This is a genomic window from Luteibacter sp. GL_149 (assembly GCF_057834065.1).
On record NZ_CM174395.1, the window covers coordinates 885188 to 902485 of the forward strand.

Annotated in this window: 15 protein-coding genes; 7 read left to right on the forward strand and 8 right to left on the reverse strand. The window is 63.4% G+C overall.

From position 1 onward, the window contains the following. The first annotated feature begins 2 nt into the window (after positions 1-2). Entirely contained in the window at positions 3-1298 is a 1296-nt protein-coding gene (gene hmgA, locus AC3IR3_RS03970) for a homogentisate 1,2-dioxygenase (RefSeq protein WP_489195721.1), read from the forward strand. Further along, positions 1295-2275: a fumarylacetoacetate hydrolase family protein gene (locus AC3IR3_RS03975; RefSeq protein WP_489195722.1), complete on the forward strand. Its 981-nt coding sequence runs from the start codon at positions 1295-1297 to the stop codon at positions 2273-2275. Before hmgA ends, AC3IR3_RS03975 begins: the two co-directional genes overlap by 4 nt. Positions 2276-2478: 203 nt before the next feature. On the opposite strand, the gene gap is transcribed toward AC3IR3_RS03975, so the two are convergent. Further along, positions 2479-3492 carry a type I glyceraldehyde-3-phosphate dehydrogenase gene (gap, locus tag AC3IR3_RS03980; RefSeq protein ID WP_489195723.1) on the reverse strand — a complete coding sequence of 338 codons (1014 nt, stop codon included), beginning with the start codon at positions 3490-3492 and terminating at the stop codon, positions 2479-2481. Between the two features lie 156 nt (positions 3493-3648). Between gap and AC3IR3_RS03985 the strand changes: the two genes are divergently transcribed. From AC3IR3_RS03985 to AC3IR3_RS04000, 4 genes are all read left to right on the forward strand, one after another. After that, on the forward strand, positions 3649-4476 hold the full coding sequence (locus AC3IR3_RS03985) for a S1/P1 nuclease (RefSeq protein ID WP_489195724.1): 828 nt from the start codon (positions 3649-3651) through the stop codon (positions 4474-4476). 74 nt (positions 4477-4550) lie between these two features. Beyond that, entirely contained in the window at positions 4551-6020 is a 1470-nt protein-coding gene (pyk, locus tag AC3IR3_RS03990; protein ID WP_132142034.1) for a pyruvate kinase, read from the forward strand. 255 nt (positions 6021-6275) lie between these two features. Next, entirely contained in the window at positions 6276-6722 is a 447-nt protein-coding gene (locus AC3IR3_RS03995) for an energy transducer TonB (RefSeq protein WP_132142033.1), read from the forward strand. A gap of 137 nt (positions 6723-6859) precedes the next feature. Next, a complete protein-coding gene (locus AC3IR3_RS04000) occupies positions 6860-7864 on the forward strand; it encodes a class I fructose-bisphosphate aldolase (RefSeq protein WP_489195725.1) in 1005 nt (334 codons plus the stop codon). Between the two features lie 73 nt (positions 7865-7937). Here the strand turns inward: AC3IR3_RS04000 and AC3IR3_RS04005 are convergent, their stop codons facing one another. From AC3IR3_RS04005 to AC3IR3_RS04015, 3 genes are all read right to left on the reverse strand, one after another. Continuing rightward, positions 7938-8885, reverse strand: a complete 948-nt coding sequence (locus AC3IR3_RS04005) for a sugar ABC transporter substrate-binding protein (RefSeq protein WP_489195726.1) — start codon at positions 8883-8885, stop codon at positions 7938-7940. A gap of 222 nt (positions 8886-9107) precedes the next feature. Beyond that, positions 9108-9704, reverse strand: coding sequence for a porin family protein (locus tag AC3IR3_RS04010; RefSeq protein WP_489195727.1), 597 nt, complete (start codon positions 9702-9704; stop codon positions 9108-9110). Positions 9705-9910: 206 nt separating this feature from the next. Next, positions 9911-10666: an outer membrane protein gene (locus tag AC3IR3_RS04015; RefSeq protein ID WP_489195728.1), complete on the reverse strand. Its 756-nt coding sequence runs from the start codon at positions 10664-10666 to the stop codon at positions 9911-9913. 240 nt (positions 10667-10906) lie between these two features. Here AC3IR3_RS04015 and tkt point away from each other — a divergent pair, with 240 nt between their 5' ends. Further along, a complete protein-coding gene (gene tkt, locus AC3IR3_RS04020; protein ID WP_489195729.1) occupies positions 10907-12904 on the forward strand; it encodes a transketolase in 1998 nt (665 codons plus the stop codon). Positions 12905-12939: 35 nt separating this feature from the next. Here the strand turns inward: tkt and AC3IR3_RS04025 are convergent, their stop codons facing one another. The 4 genes from AC3IR3_RS04025 to AC3IR3_RS04040 form a co-directional block, all read right to left on the reverse strand. Further along, positions 12940-14106, reverse strand: a complete 1167-nt coding sequence (locus AC3IR3_RS04025; RefSeq protein WP_489195730.1) for a hypothetical protein — start codon at positions 14104-14106, stop codon at positions 12940-12942. Between the two features lie 65 nt (positions 14107-14171). After that, on the reverse strand, positions 14172-15302 hold the full coding sequence (locus tag AC3IR3_RS04030; RefSeq protein ID WP_489195731.1) for a hypothetical protein: 1131 nt from the start codon (positions 15300-15302) through the stop codon (positions 14172-14174). A 159-nt stretch (positions 15303-15461) separates the two neighbouring features. Further along, positions 15462-16100 (reverse strand): HAD hydrolase-like protein, encoded by a 639-nt coding sequence (locus tag AC3IR3_RS04035; RefSeq protein ID WP_489195732.1) that lies wholly within the window; start codon positions 16098-16100, stop codon positions 15462-15464. Next, positions 16100-17278 carry a phosphoglycerate kinase gene (locus AC3IR3_RS04040; RefSeq protein WP_489195733.1) on the reverse strand — a complete coding sequence of 393 codons (1179 nt, stop codon included), beginning with the start codon at positions 17276-17278 and terminating at the stop codon, positions 16100-16102. The genes AC3IR3_RS04035 and AC3IR3_RS04040 overlap by 1 nt, the downstream gene beginning before the upstream one ends. Positions 17279-17298: the final 20 nt, after the last annotated feature.

Genomic DNA, 17298 nt, shown 5'->3' on the forward strand with positions numbered 1-17298 from the left:
CCATGACGACACCGGGATACCAGTCGGGATTCGGTAACGAGTTTGCCACCGAGGCGGTGGCGGGAACGTTGCCCGTTGGCCAGAATTCGCCGCAGCGCGTCGCGCACGGACTGTATGCCGAGCAGCTTTCAGGCTCGGCATTCACCGCGCCGCGTCACCAGAACCGGCGCAGCTGGCTCTATCGCATCCGGCCCGCGGCGCAACATTCGCCGTTCGTCGAGTTGCCGCTGAAGACCTTCCACAATCGCTTCGACGAAGCGCCCGCCACGCCGAACCAGTTGCGCTGGAATCCGCTGCCGATGCCCTCGGCACCGACGGATTTCCTGGACGGCCTGACAACCATGGGCGGCAACGGCGGTTCTGCCGATCAGGTCGGTTGCGGTATCCATCTGTACGTCGCGAACCGTTCGATGGAAGGGCGGTTTTTCTACGATGCGGACGGCGAACTTCTGATCGTGCCGCAGCAGGGACGGCTGCGTATCGCGACGGAGCTTGGCGTGCTCGATGTCCAGCCGCTGGAGATCGCGGTCGTTCCGCGTGGCATCCGGTTCCGCGTGGAATTGCCCGATGGCGAAGCGCGCGGTTACGTCGCCGAGAATTTCGGCGCCCCCCTGCATCTGCCCGATCTCGGCCCGATCGGTGCGAACGGTCTCGCCAACTCGCGCGATTTCCTTACGCCGGTAGCGTCCTTCGAAGACGTCGACGGCGAGTTCGAACTCGTCGCTAAATTTCAGGGCGGCCTGTGGTCGGCACGCATCGGCCATTCGCCGCTGGATGTTGTTGCATGGCACGGCAACTACGCGCCTTACAAGTATGACCTTCGCCTGTTTAACGCCATCGGATCGATCGCCGTCGATCATCCCGATCCGTCGATCTTCACCGTGTTGACGTCGGCCAGCGATACGCCGGGGACGGCAAATATGGATTTCGTGATCTTCCCGCCGCGCTGGCTGGTGGCCGAGCACACGTTCCGTCCGCCGTACTTCCATCGCAACGTGGCCAGCGAATTCATGGGCCTGATCGATGGCGCGTACGACGCCAAGGCCGGCGGTTTCGTGCCGGGCGGGTCCAGCCTGCACAACTGCATGAGCGGACATGGGCCGGATGCGGCCAGCTTCGAGAAGGCGAGCGCCGCGGATACGTCGAATCCGGATCACATCACCGGTACCATGGCCTTCATGTTCGAGACGCGCAAAGTCATTCGTCCGACGGCGCAGGCGTTGTCGTCGCCCCAGCTTCAGGGCGACTACTACGAATGCTGGCGCGGATTGAAAAAGCATTACAAAGGGAACGCATGAAACTCGGTTCACTGAAGGAAGGCGGTCGCGACGGCACGCTGATCGTCGTCAGCCGCGACCTGACGCAGGCGGTAAAAGCCACGGGCATCGCATCGACGATGCAGGCGGCGCTGGATGACTGGCATGCCGCCGCACCGCGCCTGAATGCGTTGTCGGAGCAACTGAACGCCGGAACGGCACCCGGCGCTTTCGCGGTGGATTTCGCCGCGCTTGCCGCGCCGTTGCCGCGCGCCTATGAATTCGTGGATGGCAGTGCCTACCTGCCGCACGTCGAGCGCGTGCGCAAGGCCCGTGGCGCCGAAGTGCCCGAATCGTTCTATTCCGATCCGCTGATGTATCAGGCGACGAGCGCGGGCTTCCTCGGGCCGCGCGATGCGGTGGTCGTGTCGAGCGAGGCATTCGGCATCGATCTGGAAGCCGAGGTGCTGGTCGTTACCGACGATGTTCCGATGGCGGTCACGCCCGCGCAGGCCGCCGAGCACATCCAGTTGGTCGGCCTCGTCAACGACGTGTCGCTGCGTGGCCTGATTCCGGGTGAGCTGGCCAAGGGCTTCGGCTTTCTGCAATCCAAGCCGCGTTCGGCGCTGTCGCCGGTTTTCGTCACGCCCGACGAGCTGGGCGATATCTGGCGCGATGAGAAACTGCATCTGCCGATGCTGACCTGGATCAACGGCGCATGGTTCGGCGAAGCCGAGTGCGGCGTCGACATGCAGTTCGACTTCGCGCAGCTCGTCGCGCATGCCGCAAAGACGCGTCCACTGACGGCCGGTACGCTGGTCGGCTCCGGCACGATCGCCAATCACGATACGTCGAAGGGTGCGTCGTGCCTCGCCGAGCAGCGCACGGTCGAAACCCTGCGCGACGGCAAAGCCAGCACACCGTTCCTTTCGTTCGGGGATACCGTTCGCATCGAAGTGAAGGACGGGCAGGGTGTGTCGATCTTCGGCGCAATCGAACAGAAAATCGCGAAGGCGTAGCGATGCCAGGCGACGCATTGTAGGAGCGCTCTGAAGCGTGATTCCTGCGGAGCGATGCAGGAATCGTGCGAATGACGCCGTGCGTATGGTGCCGGGAACGTTCGCTATGCATGCACAGGGATCGCGCTCGAGAGCGCTCCTACAGTAAAACCCGCGCAAAAAAAGGCCCGCGAAAGCGGGCCTTTTTTTCTGCTGCTGGCGATTTACTTCGCCGCCATCAGCGCCTTGGTGATGTCGAGCATGCGGTTCGAGAAGCCCCACTCGTTGTCGTACCACGAGAGGACCTTCACCAGCGTGCCGCCCATGACGCGGGTCTGCGTCGCGTCGTAGATCGACGAATGCGGGTTGTGGTTGAAGTCGATCGAGACCAGCGGCTTGGTGTTGGTGGTCAGGATGCCCTTCATCGCGCCGTTGCCGGCTTCGGCGATGACGGCGTCGATCTCTTCCTTCGTGGTCGCGCGTGCGGCGGTGAACACGAGGTCGACGACCGAGACGTTGATCGTCGGCACGCGCATGGCGAAGCCGTCGAGTTTGCCGTTGAGCTCGGGCAGCACGAGGCCGACCGCGGCGGCGGCGCCGGTCTTGGTCGGAATCTGGCTGTGCGTGGCGCTACGGGCGCGACGCAGGTCCGAGTGGTACACGTCGGTCAGGACCTGATCGTTCGTGTAGGAATGGATGGTGGTCATCAGGCCATTTACGATGCCGATCTTCTCGTGCAGGACCTTGGCGAGCGGCGCGAGGCAGTTCGTGGTGCACGAGGCGTTGGAGATGACCTGGTGGCCCGCGGTCAGCTTGTCGTGGTTGACGCCGTAGACGAACGTGCCGTCCACGTCCTTGTCGCCGGGGGCGGAGATGACGACCTTCTTGGCGCCGCCAGCCAGATGCGCGCCGGCCTTGGCCTTCGAGGTGAAGAAGCCGGTGGATTCCAGCACCACGTCGACGTCGTGCTCGCCCCAGGGCAGCTTCGAGGGATCGCGCTCGGCGAAGACCTTGATGCGGTCGCCGTTGACGATGAGGTCGCCGCCGTCGACGGACACTTCGCCCGGGAACTTGCCGTGCGCGGTGTCGTACTGCGTCAGGTGGGCGTTGGTTTCCGCATCGCCGAGGTCGTTGACCGCCACGATCTGAATTTCGTTGTTGCGACCTGCCTCGTACAGCGAGCGCAGGATGTTGCGACCGATGCGACCGTAACCGTTGATGGCGACCTTGATGACCATAAGCTGCGTCCTCTTCGAAGGGGTGCGGGTGGTTTAAAACCGTCATGTTAGCGGAAAGGCCCCATACCCGGCTTGCTGCGACGCGGCGAGTCGTCATCTCCCGAAGGCACACGTGTGGCAGACTTCGTGGCTTGTTCACCTACGCCGATGCCATCCATGACCTCCTTTACCGCGCGCGGCTCCCTTGCCGCCCTCGTCGCGCTGGCCGTCTGCGCCGTCGCTCCTTCCGCCCATGCCTGGGGGGCCAACGGCCACCGCATCGTCGCCGATCTGGCCCAGCGTCAGCTGACGCCGCAGGCCCGCGCCCAGGTCGATCGCCTGCTGCATGCCGAGAACGCGAATTCGCTGAGCGATATCGCCAGTTGGGCGGACGAACTGCGGGACAACCCGGAAACGAAAGCGCTCGGTAAGGCTACCGGCTCGCTGCATTACATTAATTTCGCCGATAAAACCTGCACTTATGTGCCGCCGCGCGACTGCGCGGACGGTCGTTGCGTGGTCGGTGGCCTGCAGAAATACGTGGCGATCCTGGGCGACAGCAACGCATCCGACGCCGACCGCGCACAGGCGCTGAATTTCGTGGTCCATTTCGTCGGCGATGTGCACCAGCCGCTGCACGCCGGCTACCGCGACGACAAGGGCGGCAACGATTATCAGGTTCAGATGGACGGCAACGGTTCGAACCTGCATCGCGTCTGGGACTCGAGCATGCTCAACACCCGTGGGCTGAAGTGGCAGAAGTACGCGCAGAAGCTGGCCGACAGCGGCCCGGTCGTACCGCCGCCGGCCAGCGAGCCGCTGGACAATCCCTATGCCCAGTGGGCCGAGGAATCCTGCCGGATCACCCGCGACGACGGTGTCTATCCGGCCGGTCACGTCATCGACGATGCGTACGTCGGCGCGGAGCTGCCCATCGCCGAGCGCCGCCTGCGCGAGGCCGGCAAGCGTCTGGCCGATCTGCTCAACAGTACCCTGCGGAACTGACCCGGGCGCGGGCGGGAAATTTCATAAGCCCGTCCACGTATTCCCTCGATTGAAGCCTGTGCTAACTTCGTGAAATGACCGACATCCAAGTACGCCGCACCAAGATCGTAGCCACCCTCGGCCCCGCCACCGATGCTCCGGGCATGCTCGAACGCATCCTGGAGGAGGGCGTCGACGTGGTCCGCCTGAACCTTTCGCATGGCCAGCCGGACGACCATCGCGCCCGCGCCGCCGCCGTGCGTGCCGCGGCGGAAGCCGTCGGTCGCGAGGTCGGCATCCTTGCCGACCTGCAGGGTCCGAAGATCCGCATCGAAAAGTTCGCCGGCGGCCCAGTCGACCTGATGGCCGGCGACAGTTTCGTGCTCGACTGCCGCCCGGATGCCCCTCCGGGCAACGCGTCGCGTGTCGGCGTCAGCTATTACGGCCTGCCGAACGACGTGGTCGCGGGCGATGTGTTGCTCCTCGACGATGGCCTCGTCGCGATGAATGTCATCGAAGTGGTGGGCGCCGAAGTGCGCTGCCGCGTTGCGATCGGTGGGCGCCTGTCGGACCGCAAGGGTCTCAATCGCCAGGGCGGCGGCCTCAGCGTCGCGGCGCTTTCGGATAAGGACCGTGCCGACATCAAGCTCGCCGCCGAAATGGGTGCCGATTTCCTTGCCGTTTCCTTCGTGCGTTGCGCCGAAGACCTCCACGAAGCGCGTCGTCTCCTGCGCGAAGCTGGTGGCGACGCGGCCATTGTGGCGAAGATCGAGCGCGCGGATGCCATCCCCGTCCTCGGCGAAATCATCGATGCCTCCGATGTCGTGATGGTGGCTCGTGGCGATCTCGGCGTGGAAATCGGCGATGCCGAGCTGCCGGGTCTGCAGAAGAAGATCATTCGCGAGTCGGTCCTGCGGAACCGTTCGGTGATCACCGCGACGCAGATGCTGCAGTCGATGGTCACCGCGCCGATTCCGACGCGCGCCGAAGTGCTCGACGTCGCCAATGCGGTCATCGACGGCACCGATGCCGTGATGCTGTCGCAGGAAAGCGCCGCGGGCGCCCATCCGGACAAGGCCGTGGCGGCGATGCGCCGCATCTGCCTCGGTGCCGAGCGCCAGTTCGAACCGCGCGACGACCTGCGTCCCGGCATTCATCATCTCGACCGCAGCGACCAGGCCATCGCGCTGGCGGCCATGCAGCTTGCCGCCCAGGTTGGCGTTCGCGCCATCGTGGCGCTGACCGAGTCGGGCGCCACGGCGCAGTGGCTGTCGCGTTACCGTTTCGCCGTGCCGATCTACGCCCTGTCGCCGTCGGGCGTGGCCCGCCGCCGCATGCTGATGTTGCGCGACGTACAGCCCATCGACTTCGAGCAGAATAATCTCGACCCGGCGCATACCGCACGTGCGGCGCTCCAGCACCTGTTCGCGCTGGGCAAGCTGATCGAGGGCGACCGCGTGATCCTGACCCACGGCGACCATATCGGCCGCGGTGGCGGTACGAATACGCTGAAGTTGCTGATGATCGGGAAGGATGGGATCGCGGATAGTCTTCGCGACCTGTAGTTCCGATCGTCCGCCGCGTCGCGACTGCTGCAGGTGGTCGCCCTGGGTCCCTGCCTGCGCAGGGACGACGGTGAGGAGTGGAAAGTTTCCCTCGAGATTCGTCGTTCCCGCGCAGGCAGGGACCCAGGGCGATGCGGTCGGTCGTCGCGTCGCCGTGGTTCGCGGCTCTTGTCGTCGGTGCGGGTTTTCGCAACACGCTCACACCCTCCGGGCGTTAAACTCGGTCCGACGAGTTTCCCAACGACCGAGGGCGCCATGACCAGCCGACTCACCCGTATTTCCCTTGCCCTGGCGCTCTGCACCGCGGCCATACCCGTGTTCGCCCAATCCCAGTCGGTAAAGAAGGTCGCCCCCGACCGTGTGCCGGTTTACTGGACGCTGACCAACAGCCATGTGGATGTCGACGTGCCCAACACGGGCAAGAACCTCGATCAGCCCGGCTGCGCGGCGGTCACGTACACCATCGGTGCCGATGGCGTGACTCGCGATCTCGTCGCCGTTCGAGTGGTGCCCGAGGGCGACCTCGGCATTCCCGCCGTCAGCGCCGTAAAGAACTTCCACTACGCACCGGCAGCCAATAACCGCCTGGGCAATCCCATCGCCACCTACTACGTGGTCGAGTTCAACATGCCCGCCGATCAGGCCAAACGCGCCGAAATCCTCAAGAAGTGTGTCGTGCCGGGCTACGCCCAGGCTTCCTGACCCCCTTGCTGCGGCGCCCCGTGGGGCGCCCGGCCTTGTGTCCTATACTTCGCCGGCTTTCTATCCGAGCCCCGACTTGCCGTCGGGGCGAGACCCGTCCTTGCGGTATACGCACCGCCCCGATCCACGGAGTTGTCATGAGCATCGAAGATCTCGAAACCATCGCCCAGAAAATGGTCGCGCCCGGTAAAGGCATCATCGCTATCGACGAATCGACCACGACCATTGCCAGGCGGTTCAAGGCCGTAGGTATCGAGAACACCGAAGAAAATCGCCGTGCCTACCGGGAACTGCTGCTGACGACCCCGGGTCTGTCCGAGCACATCTCCGGCGCGATCCTTTATGACGAAACCATTCGTCAGTCGACCAAGGACGGCGTGCCGTTCACCGAACTGATGAAGAAGAACGGCATTATTCCGGGTATCAAGGTCGACAAGGGCCCCGTCGCGCTCGCCGGCTTCCCCGGCGACGTCATCACGGAAGGCCTCGACGGTCTGCGTGAGCGCCTGCAGGAATACGCACGGCTGGGCGCCCAGTTCGCCAAGTGGCGCGCGGTCATCAATATCTCCGACGACAATCCGAGCTCCACGGCTATCGAAGCGAATGCCCACGCGCTGGCGCGTTACGCCGCGCTGTGTCAGGAAGCCGGTATCGTGCCGATGGTCGAACCCGAAGTCATCATGGATGGCGACCACAGCATCGAAGTCAGCTACGAAGTGCACGAAGCCGTGCTGCGCAGCCTGTTCAACGCGCTGTACGAACAGAACGTCATGCTCGAAGGCACCATCCTGAAGGCCAGCATGGTCATCGCCGGCACCACCGCCGCGGAGCCGTCCGAGGCAAGCGAAGTCGCCGAGGCAACGGTCCACGTGCTGAAGGCCACGGTGCCGGCATCGCTGCCGGGCATCGTGTTCCTGTCCGGTGGTCAGAAGGACGAGCAGGCCACGGCCAACCTCAACGAGATGAACAAGCTTGGACCGCACCCGTGGCCGCTGAGCTTCTCGTACGGTCGCGCCATGCAGCAAGCCGCGCTCGACCTGTGGTCGAAGGACCTGAAGGGCAACGTCGCCGAGGCACAGAAGATCGTCGCCGCCCGCGCGAAGGAAAACGGCCTGGCTGCCCTGGGGCAGTGGAAGGGCTGATCGGCTCTTCGGCAATGCAGATGAAAAAGGGCGCTACGGCGCCCTTTTTCATCTGCGACGTCCGGTAGGGACTTCAGCTCTCCAGGAAATTCGCCACGTTGCTCTCATCGACGAGAACCCCGTCATACAGCGTGGTAGCTGTGCCTTGCGGCGGTGCGATCGTGCCATCGATAAAGCCGCTCAGCTGAGTGACGGCATCGGTAGCCATGGTTTCGAAAGGCAGGGCCACCGTTGCGACGATACTGCTCTTAGAATCCGCAATGCGCCGATAGACCGCCTGACTGCCATCGACGGTGACGATGGCGGTACGTATTCTGTCGATGCCCCGCGCTCGCAGCACATCGTCGACGACAAGCGCCTGACCGTCGAACGATACCCAGAAGCCTTTGAGCGTGGTTCCCCAGGTATCCACGATAGACTGTACGCCCGCAGCGACATCGCTCTGCCATGCCTGCGTATTCGTCATGGTGTGCCTCGCTACCTCGCGTACGCGTGGGGTTTCCGCGAGCACGGCGTCGAACGTGCGCCCGCGTGCACGGGAGCCGAAGTTCTTTTCGTAGCGAATCGACGCGATATCGCCTTCGCCGCTTACGTAGTCGAACAATTTCATGCCACTGGTAACACCGGTGACGTAATGGTTTGCGTCCAGCGCAACATGGACATGCGGGCTGGAGCCCGTGGTCACCGATGCCAGGTAGATGCCTTGCTGGCGGGCGCGTTCCAGTGTGTCATTGGTGTCGTCGGGTTTGCCCATGCCGATGACGATGCCATCGACGCGTCGCTCGACCAGGTCCTCCAGCCAACTGCGATAGCGAACGAGCGAGCCCCGGGCGTCGTGGGCGATAACCCGGTGTCCGGCTTTTTCGGCTGCGGCCTGCGCGGCGCTGAGGACGCGGGCCTGGGTTTCGGAACTTCCCTGGAAAATAACGATGCCTATGGTTCCTGCATCGGCCCCGGGACTTGCCACGGCGAAGGCGAGCGCCAGTCCGAGGGCGCCGAACAGTGTGGAGCGGGTAGCCATGAATGCTTCCATGCGAACGAGGAAGCGGCAGTCTGAAAAATACGCGAGGGGCGTAACGTGACGGATATCACTATCGTGCAGTCACGCGATGTTTGCCTACCCAGCCTTGGGATATTCCTGAAACGGAAAAAGGGCGCCGACGAAAGCGGCGCCCTTTTTTGGTCCTGCGAGCACCGTAAGCGAACGGTTTTCGCCGCTCGCCTACGGAGGTTCCATCGACTATCAGAAGCGATATTCGGCGCTGACCGAGACCATGTCGGTGCTCAGGTCGACGTTGTTCTTCTTCGCGTTGTAGTAGTCGTAGTTGATACCCAGGCTGACGTTGTTGGTGAAGTCGTAACCGACGCCGGCGCCGGCGTACCAGCTGGTCTTGTCGATGCCACGGCGAACGATGTTGTTATCGCTGCCGCTTTCCATGCCGTGTCCCTTCCAGTCGTAGATACCGCCGCGGGCGCTGATGTACCACTTCGGATCGATATTGAAGTGGCCGTTCACGCCGGCCGTCCAGCCGTGCAGCTGCGACTTGCCGCGATCGACGACGCGGTCGCCGTTGAAGAGGTTCTTGGCGTTGATATTGCCCAGATCGTTGTAGCCCGCTTCGACGCCCAGAGCGACGGACGGGGTAACGGTCCAGCGGTAGCCGCCGTTGATGCCATAACCGGTGTCGTGGCCGTCATACGGGCCCTTGTCGATCGACGTACGGCCGACATTGCCGTTGACGAACCAGCCGCCGTTACCGTTCGCACTCTGCGCGAAAGCGGTGGGAACCGCGGCAAGGCCGGCGGCAGCGAAAGCGAGGGCGATAAGTGTCTTCTTCATGGAGATTCTCCTGTTAGGACTTTTCGCAACCGGCGCTTGGGGAAGGCGTTGATCCGGTCACGTTGCGCATGCGGTTTGTCGTAGCGCTGACCCTTAGATGCGGCTCCTTGCCAAAGCATTCAACTCGCGTGATTTCCGTATTAAGAAACGATTAAGCCATGGCGGATTAACGCCATGGCTTAAGGGTCGAACAGCCAACGTGTCGCTTAGAAGCGGTATTCGCCCGCGAGCGAAATGATGCCCGTGGAGCGCTTCAGATCCGACGTGGTCACGCCGGTCGCGTCGTTGCGGAGCTTGCCCGCATTGGCGTGGTAGTAGTCATAGGTGAGACCAACGCCGAAGTGCTCGTTGATGTCCCAGCCCGTGCCGACGCCGGCATACCAGCTGCCGCGATCCGCACGACCGCCGCTGGAAAGACCGAGGTCCTGGCCCACGCTGTTGTTGTAGTTATTGTTGTTGTCGTTGGCGTAGAAGAAACCGCCGCGTGCGCCGATGTACCACTGCGGCAGGAGGTTGATCTTGCCGTTCACGCCCACCGTCCAGCCACGCAGGGCGTTTTCGGTGCTGCGCTGGTTGACGTCACCCGAATTGAAGATGTTCTTCACGCGGTAGTTGCCGAGGTCGACATAACCGGCTTCGAGGCCCAGACCCAGGTCGTTACCGACTTTCCAGCGATAGCCGCCAAGCAGGCCGTAGCCCGTGCGACGGTCCTTTTCACCCTTCAGGAAGTTGAAGCCGCCGGCATTGCTGCCGAAGCCGCCGTTGCTGCTGCCGTTGGTGCGACCGACGGTGGCGCCGATGAACCAGTTGCCGCTGCCGACAGGCTGGTTGGGCTGGAAGTTACCGCCTGCGGCGGGGGCTGCCGAGTCGGCGACGGACACAGTGCTGTCCTGGGCGAAGGCCGGGGCGGCGACGAAACCTGCGGCGACAAAGCCGAGTGCGAGTAGCGTTTTCTTGCTCATGGGGTTCTCCAAATCTTATTGGCCTGCGTGCTGCCGGGGGTTCGGCGGGCCCGAAGGGGCAGGTGTCATGGATGCATCTGCCGGCCTATTAGATCGGGGGAAACCTGAAGGAGTTCATTACGTGGGTGTTAAATATTAAGGCTCTGTTAACCGTTGCACCGCAGCACGATCATCCACGACAAGCTCGATGCGATCGGCGACAATTGACGTTTTCAGCTGCCGACTACCTGGAGAACGCCGATGACGACACGCCGCGAACGCGCTAATGCGATCCGCGCCCTGGCTATGGATGGCGTCGAAGCCGCCAAGTCCGGCCACCCGGGCATGCCGATGGGCATGGCCGATATCGCCGAGGTTCTCTGGGGCGATTTCCTGCAACACAATCCGACCAATCCGCATTGGTTCAATCGCGATCGTTTCGTGCTGTCGAACGGCCACGGTTCCATGCTGCAGTACGCGTTGCTGCACCTGACCGGTTACGCGCTGCCTATCGACGAACTGAAGCACTTCCGTCAGCTCGGTTCGCGCACTGCGGGTCATCCGGAATACCACCACACGCCGGGTGTCGAGACGACGACCGGTCCGCTGGGTCAGGGTCTGGCCAATGCGGTGGGTTTCGCCATTGCGGAACAGGTACTCGCGGAACGCTTCAATCGCGAAGGTCACGACATCGTCGACCATCGCACCTATGTCTTCGTCGGCGACGGTTGCCTCATGGAAGGCATCTCGCACGAAGTCTCTTCGCTCGCGGGCACGCTGAAGCTCGGCAAGCTGGTCGTCATCTACGACGACAACGGCATTTCCATCGACGGCGAAGTGCACGACTGGTTCACCGACGACACGCCGGCACGCTTCGAAGCGTACGGCTGGAAGGTCATTCCCGCGGTCGACGGACATGACGCCGAGGCCATTAAGAAAGCCATCACCGAAGCTACGTCGCAGGATGAAAAGCCCACGCTGATCTGCTGCCGCACCATCATCGGCTTCGGTGCGCCGAACAAGGAAGGCAAGGAGTCGTCGCACGGTTCGCCGCTGGGTGCCGACGAAGTCGCAGCCGCGCGCAAGGCGCTTGGCTGGGAATACGGCCCGTTTGAAATTCCCGAGAGCATGTACAGCTCGTGGAATGCGAAGGAAGCTGGCGCGACGCGCGAGCAGAACTGGAACGAGCGTTTCGATGCTTATGCGAAGGCTTATCCGGAACTCGCCGCCGAGTTCAAGCGTCGTCTTGCCGGCGATCTGCCGGCCGACTGGAACGAGGTCGCGAATGCCTATGTTCGCAAGATGCAGGTCGAAGGTCCGGACGTGGCATCGCGCAAGGCATCGCAGATGACCCTGGATGCGTTCGGTCCGCACCTGCCGGAACTGATCGGCGGTTCGGCCGATCTGGCACCGTCGAACCTCACCATCTGGAAGGGTTCGAAGAGCATCGGTCTTCGCGGTGCCGATGCGAATTACATCCACTACGGCGTGCGCGAGTTCGGCATGTCGGCGATCTCCAATGGCATCGCGTTGCACGGTGGTTTTATCCCGTACGACGCGACGTTCCTGGTGTTCTCCGACTACGCGCGCAACGCGGTTCGCATGTCGGCACTGATTCCGGCACATGTGATCCATGTGTATACGCATGACTCCATCGGTCTGGGCGAAGACGGTCCGACGCATCAGCCGGTCGAGCATCTCGGCACGCTGCGCCTGATCCCGAACAATCGCGTGTGGCGTCCCTGCGATGCCGTCGAGTCGGCGGTGTCGTGGAAGGTGGCGATCGAGCGCGCCGGTAACCCGTCGTGCCTGATTTTCTCGCGTCAGAACCTGAAGCCTCAGCAGCGCAGCGACGAGCAGCTTGCCAACATCGCTAAGGGCGGCTACGTGCTGTATGAGCCGGCCGAGAAGTTCAAGGCCATCGCCATCGCGACCGGGTCGGAAGTGGAGCTGGCGATGGAAGCGGCGAAGACCCTTGGTCAGCAGGGCGTGCCGGTTCGCGTGGTGTCCATGCCTTGCACGGAAGAGTTCGATGCGCAGCCGGTGGAGTATCGCGAAGGCGTGTTGCCCGGCTGGTGCCGTGCGCGCGTTGCCGTGGAAGCGGCCAGCGTCGATTTCTGGGCCAAGTACGTCGGCCTGGACGGCGTCACCATCGGCATGACCACGTTCGGTGCCTCGGCGCCGGCGAACAAGCTGTACGAGCACTTCGGTATCACGACCGTTGCGGTCGTCGATGCGTTGAAGCGCGTCATCGGCTGATGTGAGGGGCGCCTGCGTTCGCGGGCGCCCCGTCGTCACATGTGGCGGGTAACGACTTCTTCCAGGGCGTTCTGCTGCGTGGCGTGCCCAGGAGCGGTGCCGTTACCGGGCTGGGGTGCGTGCGAGCCGCGCGGCCGGTACGCGGTCAGCGTGCCGCGAGCGCCCATCGGTATGGAAGGGCCGTTTCCTTCGGCTTGCTGGACGCCGTAACTGTTCTGCCGGCGGATCAGTTGTCCGAACAGAACGACATAACCGACGAGTACGATCAGGTTTCCCAATACGTTGCTTATCGACCCGCTCAGCTCGGGCGACCACATGGCGCGTTGCAATTCCTGACTGGTTGCCTGTGCACCCATGACCGCCGTCGTGATCAGCATGGCGCGAGCGGGCGCGACACCGACAAGCGTGCGGCGAAAATCGGTACCGGACGGAAGTACCGTTTGCAGGCGGACCCGAAGCCCTTCGATATCCCGGCCGTTGCTATCGGCACGTTCGAATGCGCGCTGCATGCTCCTGAAGATCAGGTCGTCGACACATTCCAGCAGGATATTGAACGACGCGCCGGCAAGCGCACCCTGCCAGTTCCATTCCCCGGTTTCAGCATTGCCGGTCGGAAAATAACGGGCCGACAGTTCGCTGCCTGCCACCTGCACGGCGCTGTACGCCATTCCCGATCCGACGATTGCCCGGGCATCCAGGCCACGGGTGTTGTCGGGTGCGGTAAATACCATTTGCACAAGATCGCGCAGAACGCTGTATAGCAAAGCGCCGATCATGCCGCTGCTTATGACGGTCGCGGCTTCGGACTCCACTGCCCAGCCGAGCGTAGCCGCTCCGCCAAGCAGCGCGATGGCTCGCGAGATACGCAGCGTGCGCGTGGTCCCGCCATCGTGCCAGTCGGCCGCGAGCGCTCCGCCAGTCCAGACCAATGGCACCAGCGCCGTGGTCGCGGTAGCTGCGATGCGATCAGCGCGTGAGGTGCGACCGAGACTCTGCTCAAGCAGGTGCGTGATGCCGTGGCGAACGATGGTCGGTAACCCCACGCTCGCCAGCAAGCGCGTTCCGGAGGCAAGGACATTTCGGGTCCAGCGTCCGCGAGTATAAGTCGAGACGTTCGATACGATTTCGTGGCTGAAGAGCCAGAGCCAGCGGTTGATCTGACGGGTGTGTTCTTCGGTCAGTACGAATGGGCCTGGTTGCATGGTGCTTCCTCATCGATTCGTCGATGGGAAAGGCTAGAAGCGAGGCGCAGCGGCGAACAGGGCGATTATTCTGAAAAATCCGCTGGATTAATTACCGCATCGGCGAGTGTGTATCTGGTTTCGTCGGTGATGGTGAAAGATGTCGTGAATCTGGGCGCGTCCGTGTTTGCGAAGGCGGAATCGGAGGCAGGGAGTCCGAGTTCGGCATGGACGTTGTCCACGTGGTAGACGTTGTCGCTGCGTATCGTCTGACCTATGTATGTCGCATAGCCGGCGCCGAGTACGGCGGCACCGATGAGTCTGGCGAGGTCTTGCTGGAAGGTTCCGGAGAGATTCGACCCGGCAAGTGCGCGCGCGGCGGCAGCGGCAGCGAGAGCCCCGCTGGTCTGAAGGCCGATGCGTGCCGTTATCACGCCCGTCGCCGCCTGGCTTAGGCGCGCAGCGGTCGGGGGCACATAGCGCAAACGGATGCGCAGACCATCATGGTCTTCCCCTTGACTTGCGATGCTCTCCTCGAAACGCTGCATGCCGCGGAACGCGACGTGATCGAGCAACGCGGCGAGCTGGGCGAGCGCGGTACGAATCAGGTCGTTCCGCCACGGATATGTCGACGCGCTGCCATTCGACCCGGAAGGATAGGCAAGCCAGTCGCCGGCGGTGCTGGCGCCCATCTGGATGCTGCCATACGCACCGGCGGCCGCGCCAAGGGCGCGGCCCGATATGCCGTGCGTGTTGTCCGGGGCGGTCAATTGAAGCTGGATGATGTCGCGCAGCAAGCAGTAGAGTTGCAAGGCCACCACGGATGCCGTCACCGAGGGAAGTGCGCCCGTGACGCCCGCCATGGCGACGATGATGGCTCCGTTGAACATGGCGACAATCCGGCTCACGATACTTGCCCGGGTGGTCGTGCCGTTGCGATAGTCCCGCAGCAATCCGCCACCGGCCATGACGACCGGCAACGCTCCCGCCGCTCCACCCATGGCGGTTCGAGCGAAGGAAGATAGTCCTAGGCCGCCGAGGCCGCTTTCGAGAGCGTACGCGACCGCCTGACGGACCATGTGCGGCACCCCGACACTCGCCGCTGTTCGCAGCCAGACATTGACGATATTGGCGGTCCACCGCACGCAGGCGGACGGGGATTCGTTGTGGACGATGTGGTGACTGAACAGGTGCAGCGCCCTGTCGAGACGGCTCATGCCGTCAACATCGACAACGACCGTCGGAGATTCCATGACATGGGCTGTCTATGCGGAGGATGGCGCATAGCGTAGTTACGGCAGGGGTTGCCCGACGACGCGATTATTCTGAAAAATCGCGTCGTCGACGTTCCGGTTGTACATCGCCCGGCGGGGAAACTAGCCTCGAACGAGTTGCTCGAGTTCGGATGGCTTCGAGGCAATAGACGACGCGCCAGCCGTCTCGAGTTCCTCGCGATCGCCAAAGCCCCACAGCACGCCGATGCCGCGCACGCGGTTTTCCACGGCACCTTCGATGTCGTAGCGCCGGTCGCCGATCATCACGGCATCCGCAGGCGCGCTGCCAAAATCGACGAGAGCGGCGGCGATCATATCGGCCTTCTCGCTGCGGGCCGTTTCCGGCCCCGGGGCGTACAGGCGCGAAAAGAGGTGGCCGAAGGAGAGATGCGCCGCGATGCGTTCGGCATGCGGACGTACCTTGCTGGTGACGATCGCCAGCGTGTGGCCTGCCGCGGCGAGTGCCGCGACGGTTTCGGGAATGCCCGGATACACCTTGTACCGGGACCAGCCGGCTTCTTTGAAGCGCTGACCGTAGGCCGTCACGGCGGCCTCCACGCGTTCGACGTCGCCGTCGAGTACCTGCCCGAAACTATGGCGCAGCGGTGGGCCGACCCATGCACGCAGCGCGGTGTCATCGATGATCGGTGCGCCGACGGCGGCGAGCGAATGCCGTACGCCGTCGAAAATGCCTTCCTCCGAATCGATCAGTGTGCCGTCGAGATCGAACAGGCAGAGCATTACTTGGCCGCCCGTGCTTTTAGCGCAGCCACGGCCGGAAGTTCCTTGCCTTCGAGGAATTCGAGGAACGCGCCGCCACCCGTGGAGATGTACGACACGCCGTCTTCGATACCGTACTTGTCCACCGCGGCAAGCGTGTCGCCACCGCCGGCGATGGAGAACGCCTTGGATGCGGCGATGGCGCGGGCGAGCGTCTCGGTGCCCTTGCCGAAAGCGTCGAATTCGAACACGCCGACCGGGCCGTTCCACACGACCGTGCCCGCCTTCGCAATGAGTTCGGCGTAGCGTTTCGCGGTGTCCGGCCCGATATCGAGGATCAGCTCATCGTCGGCGACCTGATCGACGGGCTTCACCGTCGCCTTCGCGGTGGCTGAGAACTCCGTTGCTACGACCACATCGGTCGGCACGGGTACGTCGGCACCGCGTGCCTTCGCTTCGGCCATGACTTTCCTTGCGGCATCGAGCAGGTCGGCTTCGTAAAGCGATTTGCCGACCTTGTGTCCCGCCGCGGCGATGAAGGTATTGGCGATGCCGCCCCCCACGATCAACTGATCGATTCGACCGGAAAGGTTTTCCAGCAGTGTGAGCTTCGTGGAAACCTTGGAACCGGCGACGATCGCCAGCAGCGGACGGGCGGGATTTTCCAGCGCCTTGCCCAGCGCATCGAGTTCGGCCGAAAGCAGTGGGCCGGCAGCCGCGACAGGTGCGAACCGGATGACGCCATGAGTGGATGCCTGCGCGCGATGCGCGGTGCCGAAGGCGTCCATGACGAATATGTCGCAGAGGGCAGCGTACTTCTTCGACAGTGCGTCGTCATCCTTGCCTTCGCCGACATTCATGCGGCAATTCTCGAGGACGACCACTTCGCCTTCGGCGACTTCCACGCCATCCAGGTAATCGCGTACGAGGCGGACGTCCTTGCCGAGTTTTTCGCCCAGCCAGGTGGCGACGGGCTTCAGCGAGGCTTCCTCGTCGAACTGCCCTTCCTTCGGTCGGCCGAGGTGCGAGAGGACCATCACCCGCGCGCCGGCGTCGCGTGCCGCGCGGATGGTGGGCAGCGCCGCGTCGAGACGCTGGGCCGATGTAATTTTCCCCCCGGCGACGGGCACGTTGAGGTCTTCGCGGATCAGTACGCGCTTGCCGCGCAGATCGAGGTCACTCATGCGGATGACGGACACGTTCGACTCCAGTGTTGAGA